The 14222-nt window shown below is 60.5% G+C and carries 16 protein-coding genes; 9 read left to right on the top strand and 7 right to left on the bottom strand.

What is annotated here, in order from left to right; genetic code table 11:
- Positions 1–11: 11 nt before the first annotated feature.
- Positions 12–782: a protein phosphatase 2C domain-containing protein gene (locus HWX53_RS13545; RefSeq protein ID WP_175941579.1), complete on the bottom strand. Its 771-nt coding sequence runs from the start codon at positions 780–782 to the stop codon at positions 12–14.
- Positions 783–834: 52 nt separating this feature from the next.
- A complete protein-coding gene (locus tag HWX53_RS13540) occupies positions 835–1125 on the bottom strand; it encodes a hypothetical protein (RefSeq protein WP_175941576.1) in 291 nt (96 codons plus the stop codon).
- 384 nt (positions 1126–1509) lie between these two features.
- Here HWX53_RS13540 and HWX53_RS13535 point away from each other — a divergent pair, with 384 nt between their 5' ends.
- The 3 genes from HWX53_RS13535 to HWX53_RS13525 all read left to right on the top strand — a co-directional run bounded on the left by HWX53_RS13535 (position 1510) and on the right by HWX53_RS13525 (position 3548).
- Positions 1510–2040, top strand: coding sequence for a lecithin retinol acyltransferase family protein (locus HWX53_RS13535; protein WP_175941573.1), 531 nt, complete (start codon positions 1510–1512; stop codon positions 2038–2040).
- Positions 2041–2051: 11 nt separating this feature from the next.
- The gene (locus tag HWX53_RS13530; protein ID WP_175941572.1) at positions 2052–2300 is read left to right on the top strand and encodes a hypothetical protein; all 249 of its coding nucleotides are present in this window, start codon (positions 2052–2054) and stop codon (positions 2298–2300) included.
- 144 nt (positions 2301–2444) lie between these two features.
- Entirely contained in the window at positions 2445–3548 is a 1104-nt protein-coding gene (locus HWX53_RS13525) for a VOC family protein (protein ID WP_175941570.1), read from the top strand.
- Positions 3549–3575: 27 nt separating this feature from the next.
- On the opposite strand, the gene HWX53_RS13520 is transcribed toward HWX53_RS13525, so the two are convergent.
- Positions 3576–3947 carry a cupredoxin family copper-binding protein gene (locus HWX53_RS13520; protein ID WP_175941568.1) on the bottom strand — a complete coding sequence of 124 codons (372 nt, stop codon included), beginning with the start codon at positions 3945–3947 and terminating at the stop codon, positions 3576–3578.
- A complete protein-coding gene (locus tag HWX53_RS13515; protein ID WP_175942418.1) occupies positions 3944–4843 on the bottom strand; it encodes a metallophosphoesterase in 900 nt (299 codons plus the stop codon). Before HWX53_RS13515 ends, HWX53_RS13520 begins: the two co-directional genes overlap by 4 nt.
- A 267-nt stretch (positions 4844–5110) precedes the next feature.
- Between HWX53_RS13515 and HWX53_RS13510 the strand changes: the two genes are divergently transcribed.
- The 3 genes from HWX53_RS13510 to HWX53_RS13500 all read left to right on the top strand — a co-directional run bounded on the left by HWX53_RS13510 (position 5111) and on the right by HWX53_RS13500 (position 8557).
- A complete protein-coding gene (locus HWX53_RS13510; protein ID WP_175941566.1) occupies positions 5111–5746 on the top strand; it encodes an RNA polymerase sigma factor in 636 nt (211 codons plus the stop codon).
- Entirely contained in the window at positions 5736–6455 is a 720-nt protein-coding gene (locus tag HWX53_RS13505; RefSeq protein WP_175941564.1) for an anti-sigma factor, read from the top strand. Before HWX53_RS13510 ends, HWX53_RS13505 begins: the two co-directional genes overlap by 11 nt.
- A gap of 71 nt (positions 6456–6526) precedes the next feature.
- Positions 6527–8557 carry an acyl CoA:acetate/3-ketoacid CoA transferase gene (locus HWX53_RS13500; protein ID WP_175941562.1) on the top strand — a complete coding sequence of 677 codons (2031 nt, stop codon included), beginning with the start codon at positions 6527–6529 and terminating at the stop codon, positions 8555–8557.
- Here the strand turns inward: HWX53_RS13500 and HWX53_RS13495 are convergent.
- A complete protein-coding gene (locus HWX53_RS13495; protein WP_244140101.1) occupies positions 8554–9981 on the bottom strand; it encodes an amino acid permease in 1428 nt (475 codons plus the stop codon). The genes HWX53_RS13500 and HWX53_RS13495 overlap by 4 nt on opposite strands.
- A 408-nt stretch (positions 9982–10389) precedes the next feature.
- On the opposite strand from HWX53_RS13495, the gene HWX53_RS13490 reads away from it, so the two are divergent.
- Positions 10390–11046 carry a peroxiredoxin gene (locus HWX53_RS13490; RefSeq protein ID WP_175941559.1) on the top strand — a complete coding sequence of 219 codons (657 nt, stop codon included), beginning with the start codon at positions 10390–10392 and terminating at the stop codon, positions 11044–11046.
- 52 nt (positions 11047–11098) lie between these two features.
- Here the strand turns inward: HWX53_RS13490 and HWX53_RS13485 are convergent, their stop codons facing one another.
- Together HWX53_RS13485 and HWX53_RS13480 are read right to left on the bottom strand one after the other, a co-directional pair.
- Positions 11099–11572, bottom strand: coding sequence for a ferritin-like domain-containing protein (locus tag HWX53_RS13485; protein ID WP_175941557.1), 474 nt, complete (start codon positions 11570–11572; stop codon positions 11099–11101).
- Positions 11573–11683: 111 nt separating this feature from the next.
- The gene (locus tag HWX53_RS13480; RefSeq protein ID WP_175941555.1) at positions 11684–12394 is read right to left on the bottom strand and encodes an FCD domain-containing protein; all 711 of its coding nucleotides are present in this window, start codon (positions 12392–12394) and stop codon (positions 11684–11686) included.
- Positions 12395–12817: 423 nt separating this feature from the next.
- Between HWX53_RS13480 and HWX53_RS13475 the strand changes: the two genes are divergently transcribed.
- Together HWX53_RS13475 and HWX53_RS13470 are read left to right on the top strand one after the other, a co-directional pair.
- Entirely contained in the window at positions 12818–13711 is an 894-nt protein-coding gene (locus HWX53_RS13475; protein ID WP_175941553.1) for a ketopantoate reductase family protein, read from the top strand.
- A 93-nt stretch (positions 13712–13804) separates the two neighbouring features.
- Positions 13805–14134, top strand: coding sequence for a DUF4148 domain-containing protein (locus HWX53_RS13470; RefSeq protein WP_175942415.1), 330 nt, complete (start codon positions 13805–13807; stop codon positions 14132–14134).
- Positions 14135–14222: the final 88 nt, after the last annotated feature.

Raw genomic sequence — 14222 nt, 5'->3', positions numbered from 1 at the left:
GCAAGCGTGGTTTACAGAGTGGGATTCACTTGCGTTCTGTCCGACCCGAGAACGTCTTCGGCGTGAGCGACGACGAGTGAAATGTTATCTCGTCCACCGCGCTCCAGCGCCATTTCCAGCAGCCGCTGCGCCGCCGCCTCGCAATTGCCCGGGGCGAGTTCGCTCGCCATTTCGGCTTCGGTCACTTCGTTGGACAAGCCATCGCTGCATAGCAGGAACGTATCGCCGTCGGCCAGCGCGACGCTGCTTTCGTCGAGTTCCAATGTGTCGAGCGCGCCTACGGCACGCGTAATCAAATGCTGCGCGGGATGATGCAATGCTTCTTCCGCCGTCAGTTGGCCGCGTGCCTTGAGTTCTTCGACATGACTGTGATCGCGTGTCAACTGCGCGAGGCGGCCGTTCCGGAATAGATAGATGCGGCTATCGCCAGCCCAGAGATAAGCGCACGCGCCGCCGCGCGCGGCAAGCAATACAACGGTACTGCCTATGCGCGATACCTGTCGCCGTGCTGCCTCTGCACGCAGTTCATCGTTCACTCGCAGAAGCCGATCTCGTGCTTCTGCGATGACGTTTCCCAGTGCGCCGCCTGTCGATAATCCAGTAAGGCGCTCGATCACCATGCGGCTTGCGAGATCGCCCACTGCATGTCCGCCCATGCCGTCGGCCACGGCCCATAAACCCTGCTCGGGCGAGTTGAGCACCGCGTCCTCGTTGACTAAGCGCACGCAGCCCACGTCCGAGCGCGCGGCGGATGTCCATCCGAACTCTGTTGAGAAGGTCACGCCAGTCTCCTTGAACGGACGCTAATGCAGTGCAATCGTGCTGCGCGCGATGTCAGCCTGCGCGATTCGCCGATATTGCATTGGGCGTCACCGTGAGGCTCGCTCCATCACCCGAATTGCGCACGTCGACGGACTGAAACTGGTTGATCATCTGGCCGGCGGTGAAGTTGTTCGTAATCTCGTAGACGTTGACGACGCCGCCGAAGTTCGCGTGACGGTCCGCTATGAACGGCGTGATCCAGCCGTAGACCCACGGCGCGCCGCCTCCTCCGGCAATCGCCGACATTGCCGTGCGGTCGAGCCGGCGGTCGAACGCGAGATCGGTGATGGTGAGCGTGGCCATTGTGCCTCTCCAGGCTGTGTCATAGGAACGCACGAAGTCAATGCAAGGCCCGTGCCGATTGCGTGCGCCTCGCGAGCGGTCTAATCGACGGACTTCCGCGCTCCTACGCCAGCGGGGATGTTAGCGGCTCACCAACATTGTCTGCCGAGGAGAACGCTATGAACCGACACCGCCCTAGAGCCCTAACTGACGCTACACACCCAACGAATCAGGTCGCAGAGCGTTGGCTCAGCCTCAACACATCGGGCTAGCGGAAGCATCACATGCATCGCTGAAGCCCGCAAATCAAGGCTCCGCAACGACTGGCAAGAAAGCTGCAAACGACATGGCAAACGGGCGCGAAACGAACACATCGCGCCGAGCCTGCGAAAGATGGAGCGAGCCATGTCAATCACGTCAACGTCGATCAGGACCAATCAGGCGCCCGTATCGCGCGTGCCTGCGTTCGATGACGAACCGCCGGTCGGCAGCGAACTGATCACGCGGCGCTGCGGCTATGAACACCACGGCATCTATGCGGGCAACGGCAAGGTCATCCACTATGCGGGCTTCGCCAAGTCATTGCATCGCGGTCCCGTCGAAGAAGTGAGTGTCGCGCAGTTCGCAGACGGCTACGGCGTGATCGTTCGTCAACACGCTTCAGCGTACTTCGTCGGCGTCGAAGCGGTGCGTCGCGCGCGCAGCCGTCTGGGCGAGAACCGCTATCGCCTTCTGACCAACAACTGCGAGCACTTCGTCTCGTGGTGCCTGTTCGGCGAGGCGCGCAGCACGCAAGTGCGCGCCTGCCTCGTTCATCCTCGCGTCGCCATTCACGCGGTGAAAGGGCTCGTTCGAGCCTATATCGCCGCGCAGCGTCGCCGTCGCGCGAATTCACTGCCTGCCTGCGCCACGGATTGCCCCGCGCTGGCCATCTGAAGGAGACCATCATGCAAGCTTCGGCAAACTCACTGCACAGCGCCGTCGACAAATGGCTCGCGCCGACGGTCGCCCATCCTGCGCGCGTCGCGCAACTGTGCCGCTCGCACGTCACGGGTATGCGCTACGTGCGCATCGAGGGATGGCATGGCGGGACGCTGATCGATATTATTTTCTTTCGTCACGACGACGGCACATGGAACGTGTTTCCGCCTCAGGCACGCCGTCCGTCGATGAATGCTCAAAGGCTCGCCGCTTGAGCCGAGCAATGCCTCGCTTTGACACGGGCGACGTGCTGCCGCTACGCTTGGCACGACCGCCCGCGTCCGTTGTGGCGTACGATGGGGCAGTCATGGTACTTTTTACGTCCGTGAACCAACTCGTACATTTTCGAGGTATTGTCGATGACCCAGCCGCAATCCGCTGACCTTTCCACGGCCGCCGGCGCGATCCCCGATTCCGAAGCCGGGAACAACCCGCTCGGCATTGCGGGGCTGGAGTTCGTAGAGTTCTCGAGCCCGGATCCACAAGGCCTTGCGGAGCTGTTCGAACGGCTAGGCTTCGTGCCAGTGGCGCAGCACGTCAGCAAGGCAGTGACGCTCTATCGTCAGGCCAGCATGAATTTCCTGCTCAACGCCGAGCCCGATTCATTCGCCACGCGTTTCGCAGAGACGCATGGCGTGGGTATCGCGGCCATCGGCATTCGCGTGGTGAACGCGCGAATCGCTCATGAGCGCGCGGTGGACTACGGCGCGTGGGACTTCGAGGGCGAGAAGATCGGCCCTAACGAACTCGCCATTCCCGCTATTCAGGGTATCGGCGATTCGCATATCTATTTCGTCGATCACTGGCCCGGCAAGAACAGCGGCGAAGCCTCGATCTACGACATCGACTTTCGGCCGCTCGATCATGAGCCCACTGGACTCGGCGGTACGGGCCTGCTCGAAGTCGATCACTTCACGCAAACCGTCGGCGCGGGCCGCATTCAGGAGTGGCTCGATTTCTATCGGGAAGTGCTGCATTTCGAAGAGATTCACGAGGTGCATCCGGACTGGCACGTGTCGCAAGATTCCGCTGTCACGGTCTCACCGTGCGGTTCCATTCGCATTCCCGTGTATGAAGAGGGCACGTATCGCACGGATCTCATGCAGCAGTATCTGCCGGACCATGAAGGCGAGGGCGTGCAGCATATCGCGCTTGCGTCCTCGGATATCTTTGCTTCGGTCGATGCGCTGCGCGCACGCGGAGTGCGCTTTCTCACGCCCCCGCCGCGCTATTACGACGAGATCGACACGCGTCTGCCAGGACATGGCCTCGATATCGAGCAACTGCGTACACGCGGCATCCTCGTCGACGGTGAAATACTTCCGGACGGCACGCCGCAACTCTTTCTTCAAACGTTTCTCGAACGCCGGCCCGGCGACATGTTCTTCGAGATCGTCGAGAGACGCGGGCATCACGGCTTCGGCGAAGGCAATCTGGATGCGATAGCAAAGGCGCAACGCTGACAGCGCGCGCCTTTGCCTTGTTCGCAATCACCGCACGACGATGGTTCCCGTCATATGCGGATGCAACGAGCAGAAGTACTTGTACGTGCCCGGCCGATCGAACACATGCGAGAAGGTGTCGCCGCTATCGAGCGGGTTCGATTTGAACGACTTCGTTTCATCCACGACGGTATGCAGCATGTCGTCGCGATTGATCCACGTCACCTTCGTTCTAGCCGGGACCGTGAGCGTTTGCTGGCTGAACGCGAAGTTGTCGATGGTGATGGTCGGCGCCGCTACCGCTGCGACTTGTTGCGCTGGCTCTTCGGCGCAAGCCGAGGGCATCAGGCCGAAGAGTCCCTTGACGATGATCGCGACCGCTAGCTGACGCACGCATCGTCCGGCGAAGGAGGCATTCATGCGCGTGCTCCTTCGAGTGACGTATCGACGATGGCCAACTGTTCGCGTCCCGGTATATGCGTGACGGCTCGCAGGCCGAGCATGGACCGCAACTGTTCTGCGCCGACTTTCATAGGTCCGGGGCCGGCTGCCGAACCGGGCGCAGGCTGAGGAAACGCAGTCGACATCGCGGAATAGAATCGCATGTCGCCTTCCACTTTTTGCGCGACCTGATGTACGTGTCCGTTCAAGACTGTCACGGAACCGAAGCGCTTCAGAAGCGCGAGGGCCTGCGCGCTGTCGTCGGTGCCCCAGCCCCATTGCGGGTAGAGCGCCCAAAGCGGAATATGCGCAAAGACGACAATCGGCGTGCTGCTGCTTCTTGCCTGCAGGTCCTGTTTGAGCCACGCGAGTTGTGCGTCGCCGAGAAAGCCGAGGCCGCCGCCCTTCAGGTCGAGGACATTCGTCAGGCCGATGAAATGCACACCGCCCTCATCGAAGCTGTACCAGTGACGCGCGCCGCCTTTGCCATACTGGTCCGCGAAACCTGCAAAAAACGGATCGCCGTTCTCGACGAGCACGTCGTGCTCGCCGGGCACGTAATGCACCGGCATGCCGGCGTCGTTGATGATCTGCATGGCCGTGTCGAATTGAGCGGGCTTCGACAAGTGCGTGATATCGCCTGTGTGGATCATGAATGCGGGACGCTGCGGCATCGCGCGGACATGACTGATCGCTTCCTGAAGCGTGCCTGTCGGCTCCGTATTCGGGTCTTTGTTGAATCCGATATGACTATCGCTGATTTGCACGAAACTGAAAGAGCGCGTGGTTTCTGCCGCATGAGCCGACGAAATCAGTTGCGAGCGCGGCACGCCGCCGCTGATCGTCCAGAGCACGCCCGCACCGGCCCACGCCATGCACGAGAGAGCGGTGCGCCGGCGTTTGCCGTGATCGTCGAGTTCGGACGGACAAGATAAGGGGTTAGGTTCGGTTTGCACGGCGGCTCCTTGATGAAGTGATGTATCCAGCGTTCATCGAACCGGCGCAGCACCTCTGATATTCCCGATAGAAATTATTTAGCCCTCGGTCGAATCACGAAGGAATAAATCGGCGAGACAAGCGGTAACAGCGAGTGTGGGCGCAATCAATAGGTTCCAATTCGGTGGCTTTGGGAGATCCGCGCAATGTGGCCAAGCAGGTCGAAGGTAGACGAGTCCCCGCATGCGCGCTTCGAAGCGACGGTCATGCCGCATCTCGATGCCGCCTATAACCTTGCGCGCTGGCTCTCGGGCAGCCCGAGCGATGCCGATGACGTCGTGCAGGAAGCCTATCTGCGCGCGTTCCGTTTCTTCTCAGGCTTCGAAGACGGCGATGAGTCGAACGCGCGGGGATGGCTGCTCGCCATCGTGCGTAATACATGGTTCACGGAGTGGCGTCGTCGCGTGCAGTTGGCGGACGCGACGCCATATGACGAGGAGATCGCGGGCGACCAGGCACTGCCGGGATGGTCTGACGATACCGGCGTGAGTCCGGAGACGCTCGCGGTGCGCAAGGACGAGGTGCAACTGGTGCATCGCGCGCTAGAGTCACTGCCTCTCGTCTTTCGGGAGGTGCTGGTGCTGCGTGAGTTGGAAGACATGAGTTATAAGGAAGTGGCCGCCATTACGGGCGTGCCGATAGGAACCGTGATGTCGAGACTCGCGCGCGGCCGGAAAATGCTGGCGGCGGCCGTGCGCGCAGCCCAGGGCGACAGACCGAACGTGCGGCTCGTGCGCAAGTCAGAGCCGGGTCATTCCGAGGAATCGGGCAATGGACAATAATGAAACCGCCTCGCTCGAAACGAGGCTGACCGATGGCTCGCTATACCATCGCGCGCCGGCGCACCTGCGAGCGCAAGTGCTGGCGCGCGTGCGGGGCGAAGCGGCTCGCGAAGCACGTCGGCAATCGCCAACGCCTAACACGCGCAACACATGGCGGCTGCGTCTTTCCGCGCCGTGGCCCTTCTTCGGCGGAGCATTCGCCGGCGCGACGCTATCGGCAGTCGTGCTGGGCGCCGTGCTGTGGATTCAGACCGCGGCCCGGATGCCGGCCGAATCGCCGATCGCGCAAGAGATCGTATCGAGCCATGTGCGGGCGCTGATGTCGGATCGTCCAATAGACGTTTTATCGAGCGATAAACATACGGTGAAACCGTGGTTCAACGGCCGCATCGACTATGCGCCGCCTGTCATCGACCCGGCAGGACCCGGCTATGCGCTGGTCGGCGGACGGCTCGACTACATCGGGCATCGCCCGGTAGCGGTGGTCGTTTATCGCTATCTGAAGCATCCGATCGACGTCTACGTGTTCCCCGAAAAAGCATCGGCAGGGGCGCAAAAGGACGCCAAGGCAGTCGTCACGCGCTCGGACGACGGCTATGCGCTTGCCCACTGGAATCAGGACGGCATGACCTTCTGGGCCGTGACGGATGCGTCGGGCGCCGTGTTGCATCAATTCATACAGGCAATCGAGGCCGGCGCGCCTCGCTGAATACATAGCGACGCACATTTCTCGCTGCCCCCATTTGGTGTTACCTTGCCCGAAACGATCAAGGAGACGCCATGAACAGCAGCAGCGCCCCGCCTCGTTACCACGCCTTTTCGTCATCGGCACGGCTTGTCGAGCGCGGCAAGATCGTGTCGGCGCGCGAGGCCGTGCGCCTCATCCGGTCGGGCGACACGATCGCAACGAGCGGCTTCGTGGGCGTCGGCTTCGCGGAAGAAGTGGCGATGGCGCTCGAAGCGCGCTTTCTCGAAGGCAAAACAGCAGGCGATGCCGAAGCTGACGAGCCGCTCGCCGATCTCACTATCGTCTATGCCGCCGGACAGGGCGATGGCCGTGCGAAAGGCCTCAATCATTTCGCGCATGAAGGGCTCGTGAAGCGCGTCATCGGCGGGCACTGGGGACTCGTTCCCGGCTTGCAAAAGCTCGCCATCGAGAACCGCATCGAAGCGTATAACCTGCCGCAAGGCGTGATTTCGCAGCTCTTTCGCGATATCGCGGCGCATCGTCCCGGGCAGCTATCGACTGTCGGTCTCGGCACATTCGTCGATCCGCGCAATGGCGGAGGAAAACTCAATGCCCGCACGACCGATGACATCGTGCGTCTCATGCAGATAGACGGCACCGACTATTTGTACTACAAGGCCTTTCCCATTGACGTCGCCATCGTGCGCGGAACGACGGCTGATCTGAACGGCAACATCACGATGGAGAAGGAAGCGCTGACGCTGGAAGCACTTTCCATTGCAATGGCCGCGCGCAATTCCGGCGGCATCGTCATTGCGCAAGTGGAACGGCTCGCCGAATCGAACACACTCAACGCGCGGCAAGTGAAAGTGCCGGGCGTCATGGTGGATTGCGTCGTTGTCGCGCGCCCGGAGAATCACTGGCAGACGTTCGGCGAGCAATACAGCGCCGCGTTTTCCAGCGAATTGCGAGTCGCCGCGGGTTCGCTGCCGCCCATGCCGCTCAACGAACGCAAGGTGATCGCGCGTCGCGCCGCGTTCGAACTGATGGCCAATAGCGTGGTGAATCTCGGCATTGGCATGCCGGAAGGCATTGCGAGCGTCGCCAACGAAGAGCAGGTGATCGATCTCTTCACGATGACGACCGAACCGGGTGTGATAGGCGGCATCCCGGCTGGCGGCCTGAATTTCGGCGCGGCGACGAATACGCAGGCGATCATCGACCAGCCGTATCAGTTCGACTTCTACGATGGCGGCGGGCTGGATATCGCCTTCCTCGGACTTGCGCAAGCAGACCGCGAAGGCAATCTCAATGTCAGCAAGTTCGGACCGAAGCTCGCCGGCGCGGGTGGGTTCATCAACATCAGTCAGTCGGCCAAGAAGGTGGTTTTCGTCGGAACGTTCAACGCAGGCAAGCTCAATATCGTTATCGAAGACGGCAAGCTCGTCATTCGCCGCGACGGGAATTGCCGCAAATTCGTGGATGCCGTCGAGCATCGTACGTTTAGCGGCCCCTATGCCGTGGAGCGCGGTCAGACGGTGATCTACATTACCGAACGTTGTGTGTTCGAACTGACTAGCGAGGGATTGGCGTTGAAGGAAGTGGCGCCCGGCATCGATGTCGAGCGCGATATCGTGGCTCAGATGGACTTCCGCCCTGTGATGAAGTCCGCGCCGAGCCTGATGGATCCGCGCATTTTCACGGACGAGCCGATGGGCCTGCGCAAGATCCTGCTAGGCCTCGATATCTCGGAGCGATTCAGCTACGACGCAGACAAGAACCTTTTCTTCATCAACTTCGAAGGCTATGAGGTGGCGAGCCTGCACGACGTCGAAGCGATTCGACTCGAAGTCGAGAAGCAACTCGCGGGCGTGAGCGTCAAGCCGCACGCTATCGTCAATTACGATAACTTCTCCATTCGCCCCAGCATGCTCGACGCTTATTCGGAAATGGTCACGCGGCTAGTCAGTCAGTTCTATGGCGGCGTAACGCGCTATACGACGAGCAGCTTCCTGCGCATGAAACTCGGCGATGCGCTGAAACGCCGGGGCGTCGCGCCGTATATCTACGAAAGCCCGCAAGAAGCGCGCGAACATGGCACCCGGCGGCCTCGTCAACCTTAGCTTCTTGCTGTTTGTGCCGGAGGCGTTTGCTTGTCCACGCGCAAGCGGCTATGCCGTATGCCGTATGTGAAGTAAATGACGATGCCGATCGCCATCCATATGATGAGCCGTATCCAGGTATCGGCAGGCAAGCCGGACATGAGGAACACCGACGAGATTGCCCCTAACGGAGCCACGATGAACACGGCGGGCGTTTTGAAGGCCCGCTTCAGTTCGGGTTGCTTGATGCGCAACACCAGCACGCCGACGCAGACCACGGCGAACGCGAACAGCGTGCCGATGCTGACGAGTTCGCCTACGAGACCGATCGGAAGCAGCCCTGCCAGAACCATGACGATCAGGCCGGTAATGATCGTCGTGATGTACGGCGTATGCAAGCGCGCATGAATCTTCGAGGCGAAGGGCGGCAGCAAGCCGTCTCGGGCCATCGAATAGAAAATACGCGGCTGGCTCAACAGCAGAACGAGAATGACCGATGTCAGGCCGAAGATCGCGCCCAGCTTCACGATGGGCGAGAGCCAGCGCATGCCGATGGCATCCACGCCGACTGCGATCGGGTCGGACACGTTGAGCTTGTCGTACGACACGATGCCCGTCAGCACGTACGAGACGAGGACATACAGAATCGTGCAGATGGTGAGCGAGCCGAGCAGGCCGATCGGCATGTCGCGGCGTGGATTGCGCGTCTCCTGCGCGACGCACGACACTGAATCGAAGCCGATATAAGCGAAGAAGACGACCGCTGCTCCTCGCAGAACGCCGCTCATGCCGTACACGCCGGATTCACCGGTATTGGGCGGAATGAATGCGCCCGTGGGATTCTTCGCGGTGACCCAATGACTCGTATCGACATACGCGATGCCTGCCGCGATGAACGCAAGCACGATAAGCACTTTTATCACGACGATGAAGCTGTTGACCCGCGCCGATTCGCGAATGCCTATGACCAGTAAGATGGTGATGAGCCCCACGATGACCATGGCCGGCACATTGAGGATTGCGCCCGCGTGACTCCATCCCTTGGCGGGGTCATAGGCGAAGGGCGCTTGCGAAAGCTGCGCGGGAATATCAATATGCAGTGAATGCAGGAAACTCACGACATAGCCCGACCAACCGATCGCCACCGTCGTTGCGCCGACGGCATATTCCAGTATCAAGTCCCAGCCGATGAGCCATGCTATCAGCTCGCCCATCGTTGCGTAAGCGTACGTGTAAGCGCTCCCTGAGACGGGAACGGTCGAGGCCATTTCCGCATAACAAAGGCCGGCAAGCGCGCACACGATTGCGCCCAGCACGAACGATATGACGATGGCTGGGCCTGCATTCGAAGCCGCGGCGTGTCCGGTCAGCACGAATATGCCTGCCCCGATGATGCAGCCGATGCCGAGCATGGTCACATCGAGCGCGGTAAGCGAACGTTTCAACGCGTGGCCGCCTTGCTCCTGCAGAACTTCTTCAGTTTCCGATGCTTCTTTTTGCAGTGCAGCGACGGTCTTTCTCTGCATGACGGCCACGATCACCTCCAGTCCTTGGCAGGACAGTTGCAGGGCGACGAATCGACGCCGGCCTGAAGTTGCAGTTTCGTAATAGCAGACTTCGCCGAGGATTACGAGAACGAAGCCGCGCATGCTCGGTCTTATGGGTCAGAAACGCCCGGTCGCTGGAGCATTCGGCGTGCCGAATACCGCGTGCGCAGCGGGGTGATTCGTGGCGGTGGTCCGCTTTCTCACAGAGCGGCACTATAATCGGCCTGTCGGTTTCGCTTTAACCAAGGAGACTTGTTGCACGAAGGCGCAACACTCTCTGATTATTCCTTGACGTGGAGATCATATATGTCGATCCGCATTGGCGATGAAGCCCCCGATTTCACCGCAGAAACCACCGAAGGCCCGATTCGCTTTCACGAGTGGATCGGCGACAGTTGGGCGATCCTCTTTTCGCATCCGAAGGACTTCACGCCCGTCTGCACCACCGAGCTCGGTTATATGGCAAAGCTGAAACCCGAGTTCGACAAGCGCAACACCAAGATCATCGGTTTGTCGATCGATCCGGTCGACAATCATGCCAAGTGGGCGAAAGACATCGAGGAAACACAAGGCACGGCCGTGAATTACCCGATGATCGGCGATGCGGACCTGACTGTCGCCAAGCTCTACGACATGATTCATCCGAATGCGAGCGGCGGCGGTCCGCGCACGGCCGTCGACAACGCCACCATTCGCGCCGTGTTTATCATCGGTCCGGACAAGAAGATGAAAGCGACTTTTACGTATCCGATGAGCGCAGGCCGCAATTTCGACGAAGTACTGAGATTGCTGGACGCGCTGCAACTGAACGCGAAGCACACCGTCGCCACGCCGGTGAACTGGAAGCCGGGCGATGACGTCATCATCCCGACGTCGGTCTCCGACGAAGACGCCAAGAAGAAGTACCCGGAAGGCTTCAAGACGCTAAAGCCTTATCTGCGTACGGTCGCGCAGCCGAAGTAAGCGGTTGCCGGACGTTCGATGCGCTGTGCGGTGTCCCGCGCAGCGCATGTTCTCAGACATGCCCCGTGCGTCTTTCCGGGGACGTGTCGACTTCTCCAGGACGGCGCAGCATCTTGTCCACTTCGCCTGCGTGCAGTTCTTCCGTCTGAATCATCTGCCGCGCATATTCTTCGAGCGCGACCGAGCGGTCTTCCACAAGCCTCAAAAGATCGCGATAAAGGTCCAGCGCGACTTTCTCTGCTTGCAGCGATTCGCGAAGAATGGTCGCGATATCGAACGTGTGATTGTCCAGCAATGGACCGATCTCGAGCGATGGATACGCGCCGAGCGTGGTGATCCATTCGCCCGCCTGATGCGCGTGCGTCAACGATTCATCCGCCTGCGCGCGCAGCCATGAAACGATCGGTATGCGCCCGAACCCGAAGACGAGAAACGAATAGTGCGTGTAACGCACGACGCCGGCGAGCTCGGATTCGAGAATCCGGTTCAATACGGCGACGACCTCTTCCTTGTCGAGTTCTGCCATCTCTGCCTCCGAGTCTCAATGCCGAGCGGCTGGCACACCGAATCATTGACCGAATCATTGATCCATTGTAGTCATTGATTCCTGTACTCGCATTGGAAAAGGCAGGGGCGATCACACGGCTTCTTCGATCCACACCGAAGCAGTACGTTCGAGCATGTGCGACATGATGGTTCGCGCGCTTTCTCCATCGGCTGCGTCGATGGCGCGCACGACCTTGCCGTAATCGCTGATCTCGGACTCGGGCATGCGTAGAAGCCCCTGAGGGTGATTGCGCAGCGTGGCTTTGATCGTCCTCATGGCGACACGCACGACGCTACCCATCTGGCGCAGAATCTCGTCGCCGCTTGCATCGACAATAGCGGTCAGTAACGCTTCTTCCGAGGTTGCCTGCGAGGGCTCAGTGGGACTCGCATGCACGAGCCGCTGAAACGCGGCGTTGATACCGATGCGCTGATGCCGGTTCGCGCGCGCTGCCGCAAGCGCCGCTGCCGGCGGATCGACGAGCGAGCGGAATTCGACGAGCCGTCGCAGACAGTCCGGATCGGGCAGGGCGCGCAAGCGCCACTCGGCCACTTCGGAATCGATGATGAGCCACTCGTGCGCAGGCCGAATGCGCGTGCCTGTCTTCGGCCGTACATCCAACATGCGCCGCGAGATAAGGACGCTCAATGCCTCGCGCATGATGGTGCGCGAGACGCCATGCTTCTGCGATAGAAGGATTTGAGGCGGCAGAATGTTGTCCTTGTATTCTCCGTTGATAATGCCCGCGACGAGTTGGTTCACCACGCGCTTGACGAGCGATGCTTCATATCCATGGTTCATTTTTTGTTCTCGTGAAAACACCCCACGCTCCGGCTGCGCGTCGCCCGTTGCCGGGCCGCTACCGCTCATCCTGCCTATGCGGCGCCTCGGCGCGCCGTAAGTTGGTCTCCCTACATTGCCTTCCTTCCCGGCACCCTTCGCCGGCAAGGCGTGCAGCACATACCCCGCAGCGGTCGGTCATGGTCTAGAAACGCGCCGTCTATCCGCTGCAGCAAGCGTATCGTCCCTCGGCATGCTTTAACAATATGGTTCATTGCGAATTCGACTGACTATCGTGCGTCGTCCCACAAAGTTGCGTCTGCATGCAGAACGCAAGCGTTTGCGAGTCGAGCCCCGTGCCGGAAGCCATTAGCGGTGTTGTGCTATTTTCCCGTTGCAAAGCGAACGGACTTCGCGTGATGCAGTGACCAGGAGAAACGAAACATGAAGATTGCTGTCATGGGTGCGGGCGCAGTGGGCTGTTATTACGGCGGCATGCTTGCGCGCGCGGGACATGAAGTCGCGCTCATTGCACGGCCCCAACACGTCGAAGCGATCCAGCGAGAAGGCTTGAGGCTTGACACGCAGACTTTCGATGAGCACGTCCGCGTGTTGGCCAGCACAGACGCGAGCGCGGCGAAGGGCGCGCAGTTGGTTCTGTTCTGCGTCAAGTCGACGGATACGGACAGCGCCGCACAGGCACTCGAACCCTATCTCGATGCAGGCGCGCTGGTCTTGTCGCTGCAAAACGGCGTGGAGAACGCCGAGCGCTTGCGCCAGTTGCTACCGCAAGAAGTCGCGGCGGCAGTGGTCTATGTCGCTGCGGAAATGGCGGGTCCGGGGCATATGCGTCACCATGGGCGCGGCGAACTGGTCATCGAACCTTCAAGCAAAAGCGAAGACGTCGCGCACATGTTCGCCGCCGCGAATGTGCCTACCGAGATATCGCGCAACGTGCGCGGCGCGTTATGGGCGAAGCTCGTCCTCAACTGTGCGTACAACGCGCTTTCGGCCATTGCACAGGTGCCTTATGGACGACTGGTTCAGGGCGAGGGCGTCACGCGCGCGATGCGCGATGTCATCGACGAGTGTGTTGCCGTCGCCAAGGCCGATGGCGTGACGCTCCCCGGCGATGTCGATGCAGCAGTGCGCCGCATTGCGGAAACCATGCCGAATCAGTACTCGTCCACGGCCCAAGATCTGGCGCGCGGCAAACATAGTGAGATCGATCACCTTAACGGATCGATCGTTCGGCGCGGCGAAGCACTGGAAGTGCCCACGCCGGCCAACCGCATGCTTCACGTGCTGGTCAAACTAATTGAAGCCAAGGCGGAATGAGAACGCGGCAGCCAGCGCAGGAACGACCGATGCTAAATGTTGGGAGCAGGCGCAGAAATGCTGGCGCGCCGTCTAACAACCGGAGGATCTGTCATGAAGTCCATCGTTAAAGCAGTCGCTGCTGCCGCTGTGCTCGTTGCCCCGGCGCTTTCGTTCGCCCAAACCGACTCTGCCGTGGGGCGCGCGCAGGTCCAGCAGGATTTGCGGCAGGTAGAAGCCGCAGGCTACAACCCTGCGCAAGCGGATCGCACGACGTACCCGAGCGATGTTCAGAACGCGGAAAGCCGCGTATCGAGCCACAATGGTGCGATGCAGGGCGAGCCCAGCGCATACGGTGGCGTCGACAATGGAACTTCCGCCGCAGGCATGCGCGCATTGCGGCCGATGAACGATGCGAATAAGCCGGTTTATTTCGGGCACTGATCTCCGGCGACATTCCTGGCATTGACGGCGGGTTGCTGCGAGGCGTTGACTGTACGCCTTCGCGCAGCCCGTCGCGCCTATGGGTGAC

The sequence above is a fragment of the Caballeronia sp. BCC1704 genome (assembly GCF_902833455.1).
In the GTDB taxonomy this organism is placed as follows: domain Bacteria; phylum Pseudomonadota; class Gammaproteobacteria; order Burkholderiales; family Burkholderiaceae; genus Caballeronia.
This window is presented reverse-complemented; position numbering and strand designations above follow the sequence as displayed.

Bases quoted from the DNA above. Each gene is read 5' to 3' on its own strand.
- HWX53_RS13540 (WP_175941576.1), bottom strand. From the start codon at position 1,125: ATGGCCACGCTCACCATCACCGATCTCGCGTTCGACCGCCGGCTCGAC.
- HWX53_RS13535 (WP_175941573.1), top strand. From the start codon at position 1,510: ATGTCAATCACGTCAACGTCGATCAGGACCAATCAGGCGCCCGTATCG.
- HWX53_RS13530 (WP_175941572.1), top strand. From the start codon at position 2,052: ATGCAAGCTTCGGCAAACTCACTGCACAGCGCCGTCGACAAATGGCTC.
- HWX53_RS13525 (WP_175941570.1), top strand. From the start codon at position 2,445: ATGACCCAGCCGCAATCCGCTGACCTTTCCACGGCCGCCGGCGCGATC.
- HWX53_RS13520 (WP_175941568.1), bottom strand. From the start codon at position 3,947: ATGAATGCCTCCTTCGCCGGACGATGCGTGCGTCAGCTAGCGGTCGCG.
- HWX53_RS13515 (WP_175942418.1), bottom strand. From the start codon at position 4,843: ATGGCGTGGGCCGGTGCGGGCGTGCTCTGGACGATCAGCGGCGGCGTG.
- HWX53_RS13510 (WP_175941566.1), top strand. From the start codon at position 5,111: ATGTGGCCAAGCAGGTCGAAGGTAGACGAGTCCCCGCATGCGCGCTTC.
- HWX53_RS13505 (WP_175941564.1), top strand. From the start codon at position 5,736: ATGGACAATAATGAAACCGCCTCGCTCGAAACGAGGCTGACCGATGGC.
- HWX53_RS13500 (WP_175941562.1), top strand. From the start codon at position 6,527: ATGAACAGCAGCAGCGCCCCGCCTCGTTACCACGCCTTTTCGTCATCG.
- HWX53_RS13490 (WP_175941559.1), top strand. From the start codon at position 10,390: ATGTCGATCCGCATTGGCGATGAAGCCCCCGATTTCACCGCAGAAACC.
- HWX53_RS13485 (WP_175941557.1), bottom strand. From the start codon at position 11,572: ATGGCAGAACTCGACAAGGAAGAGGTCGTCGCCGTATTGAACCGGATT.
- HWX53_RS13480 (WP_175941555.1), bottom strand. From the start codon at position 12,394: ATGAACCATGGATATGAAGCATCGCTCGTCAAGCGCGTGGTGAACCAA.
- HWX53_RS13475 (WP_175941553.1), top strand. From the start codon at position 12,818: ATGAAGATTGCTGTCATGGGTGCGGGCGCAGTGGGCTGTTATTACGGC.
- HWX53_RS13470 (WP_175942415.1), top strand. From the start codon at position 13,805: ATGAAGTCCATCGTTAAAGCAGTCGCTGCTGCCGCTGTGCTCGTTGCC.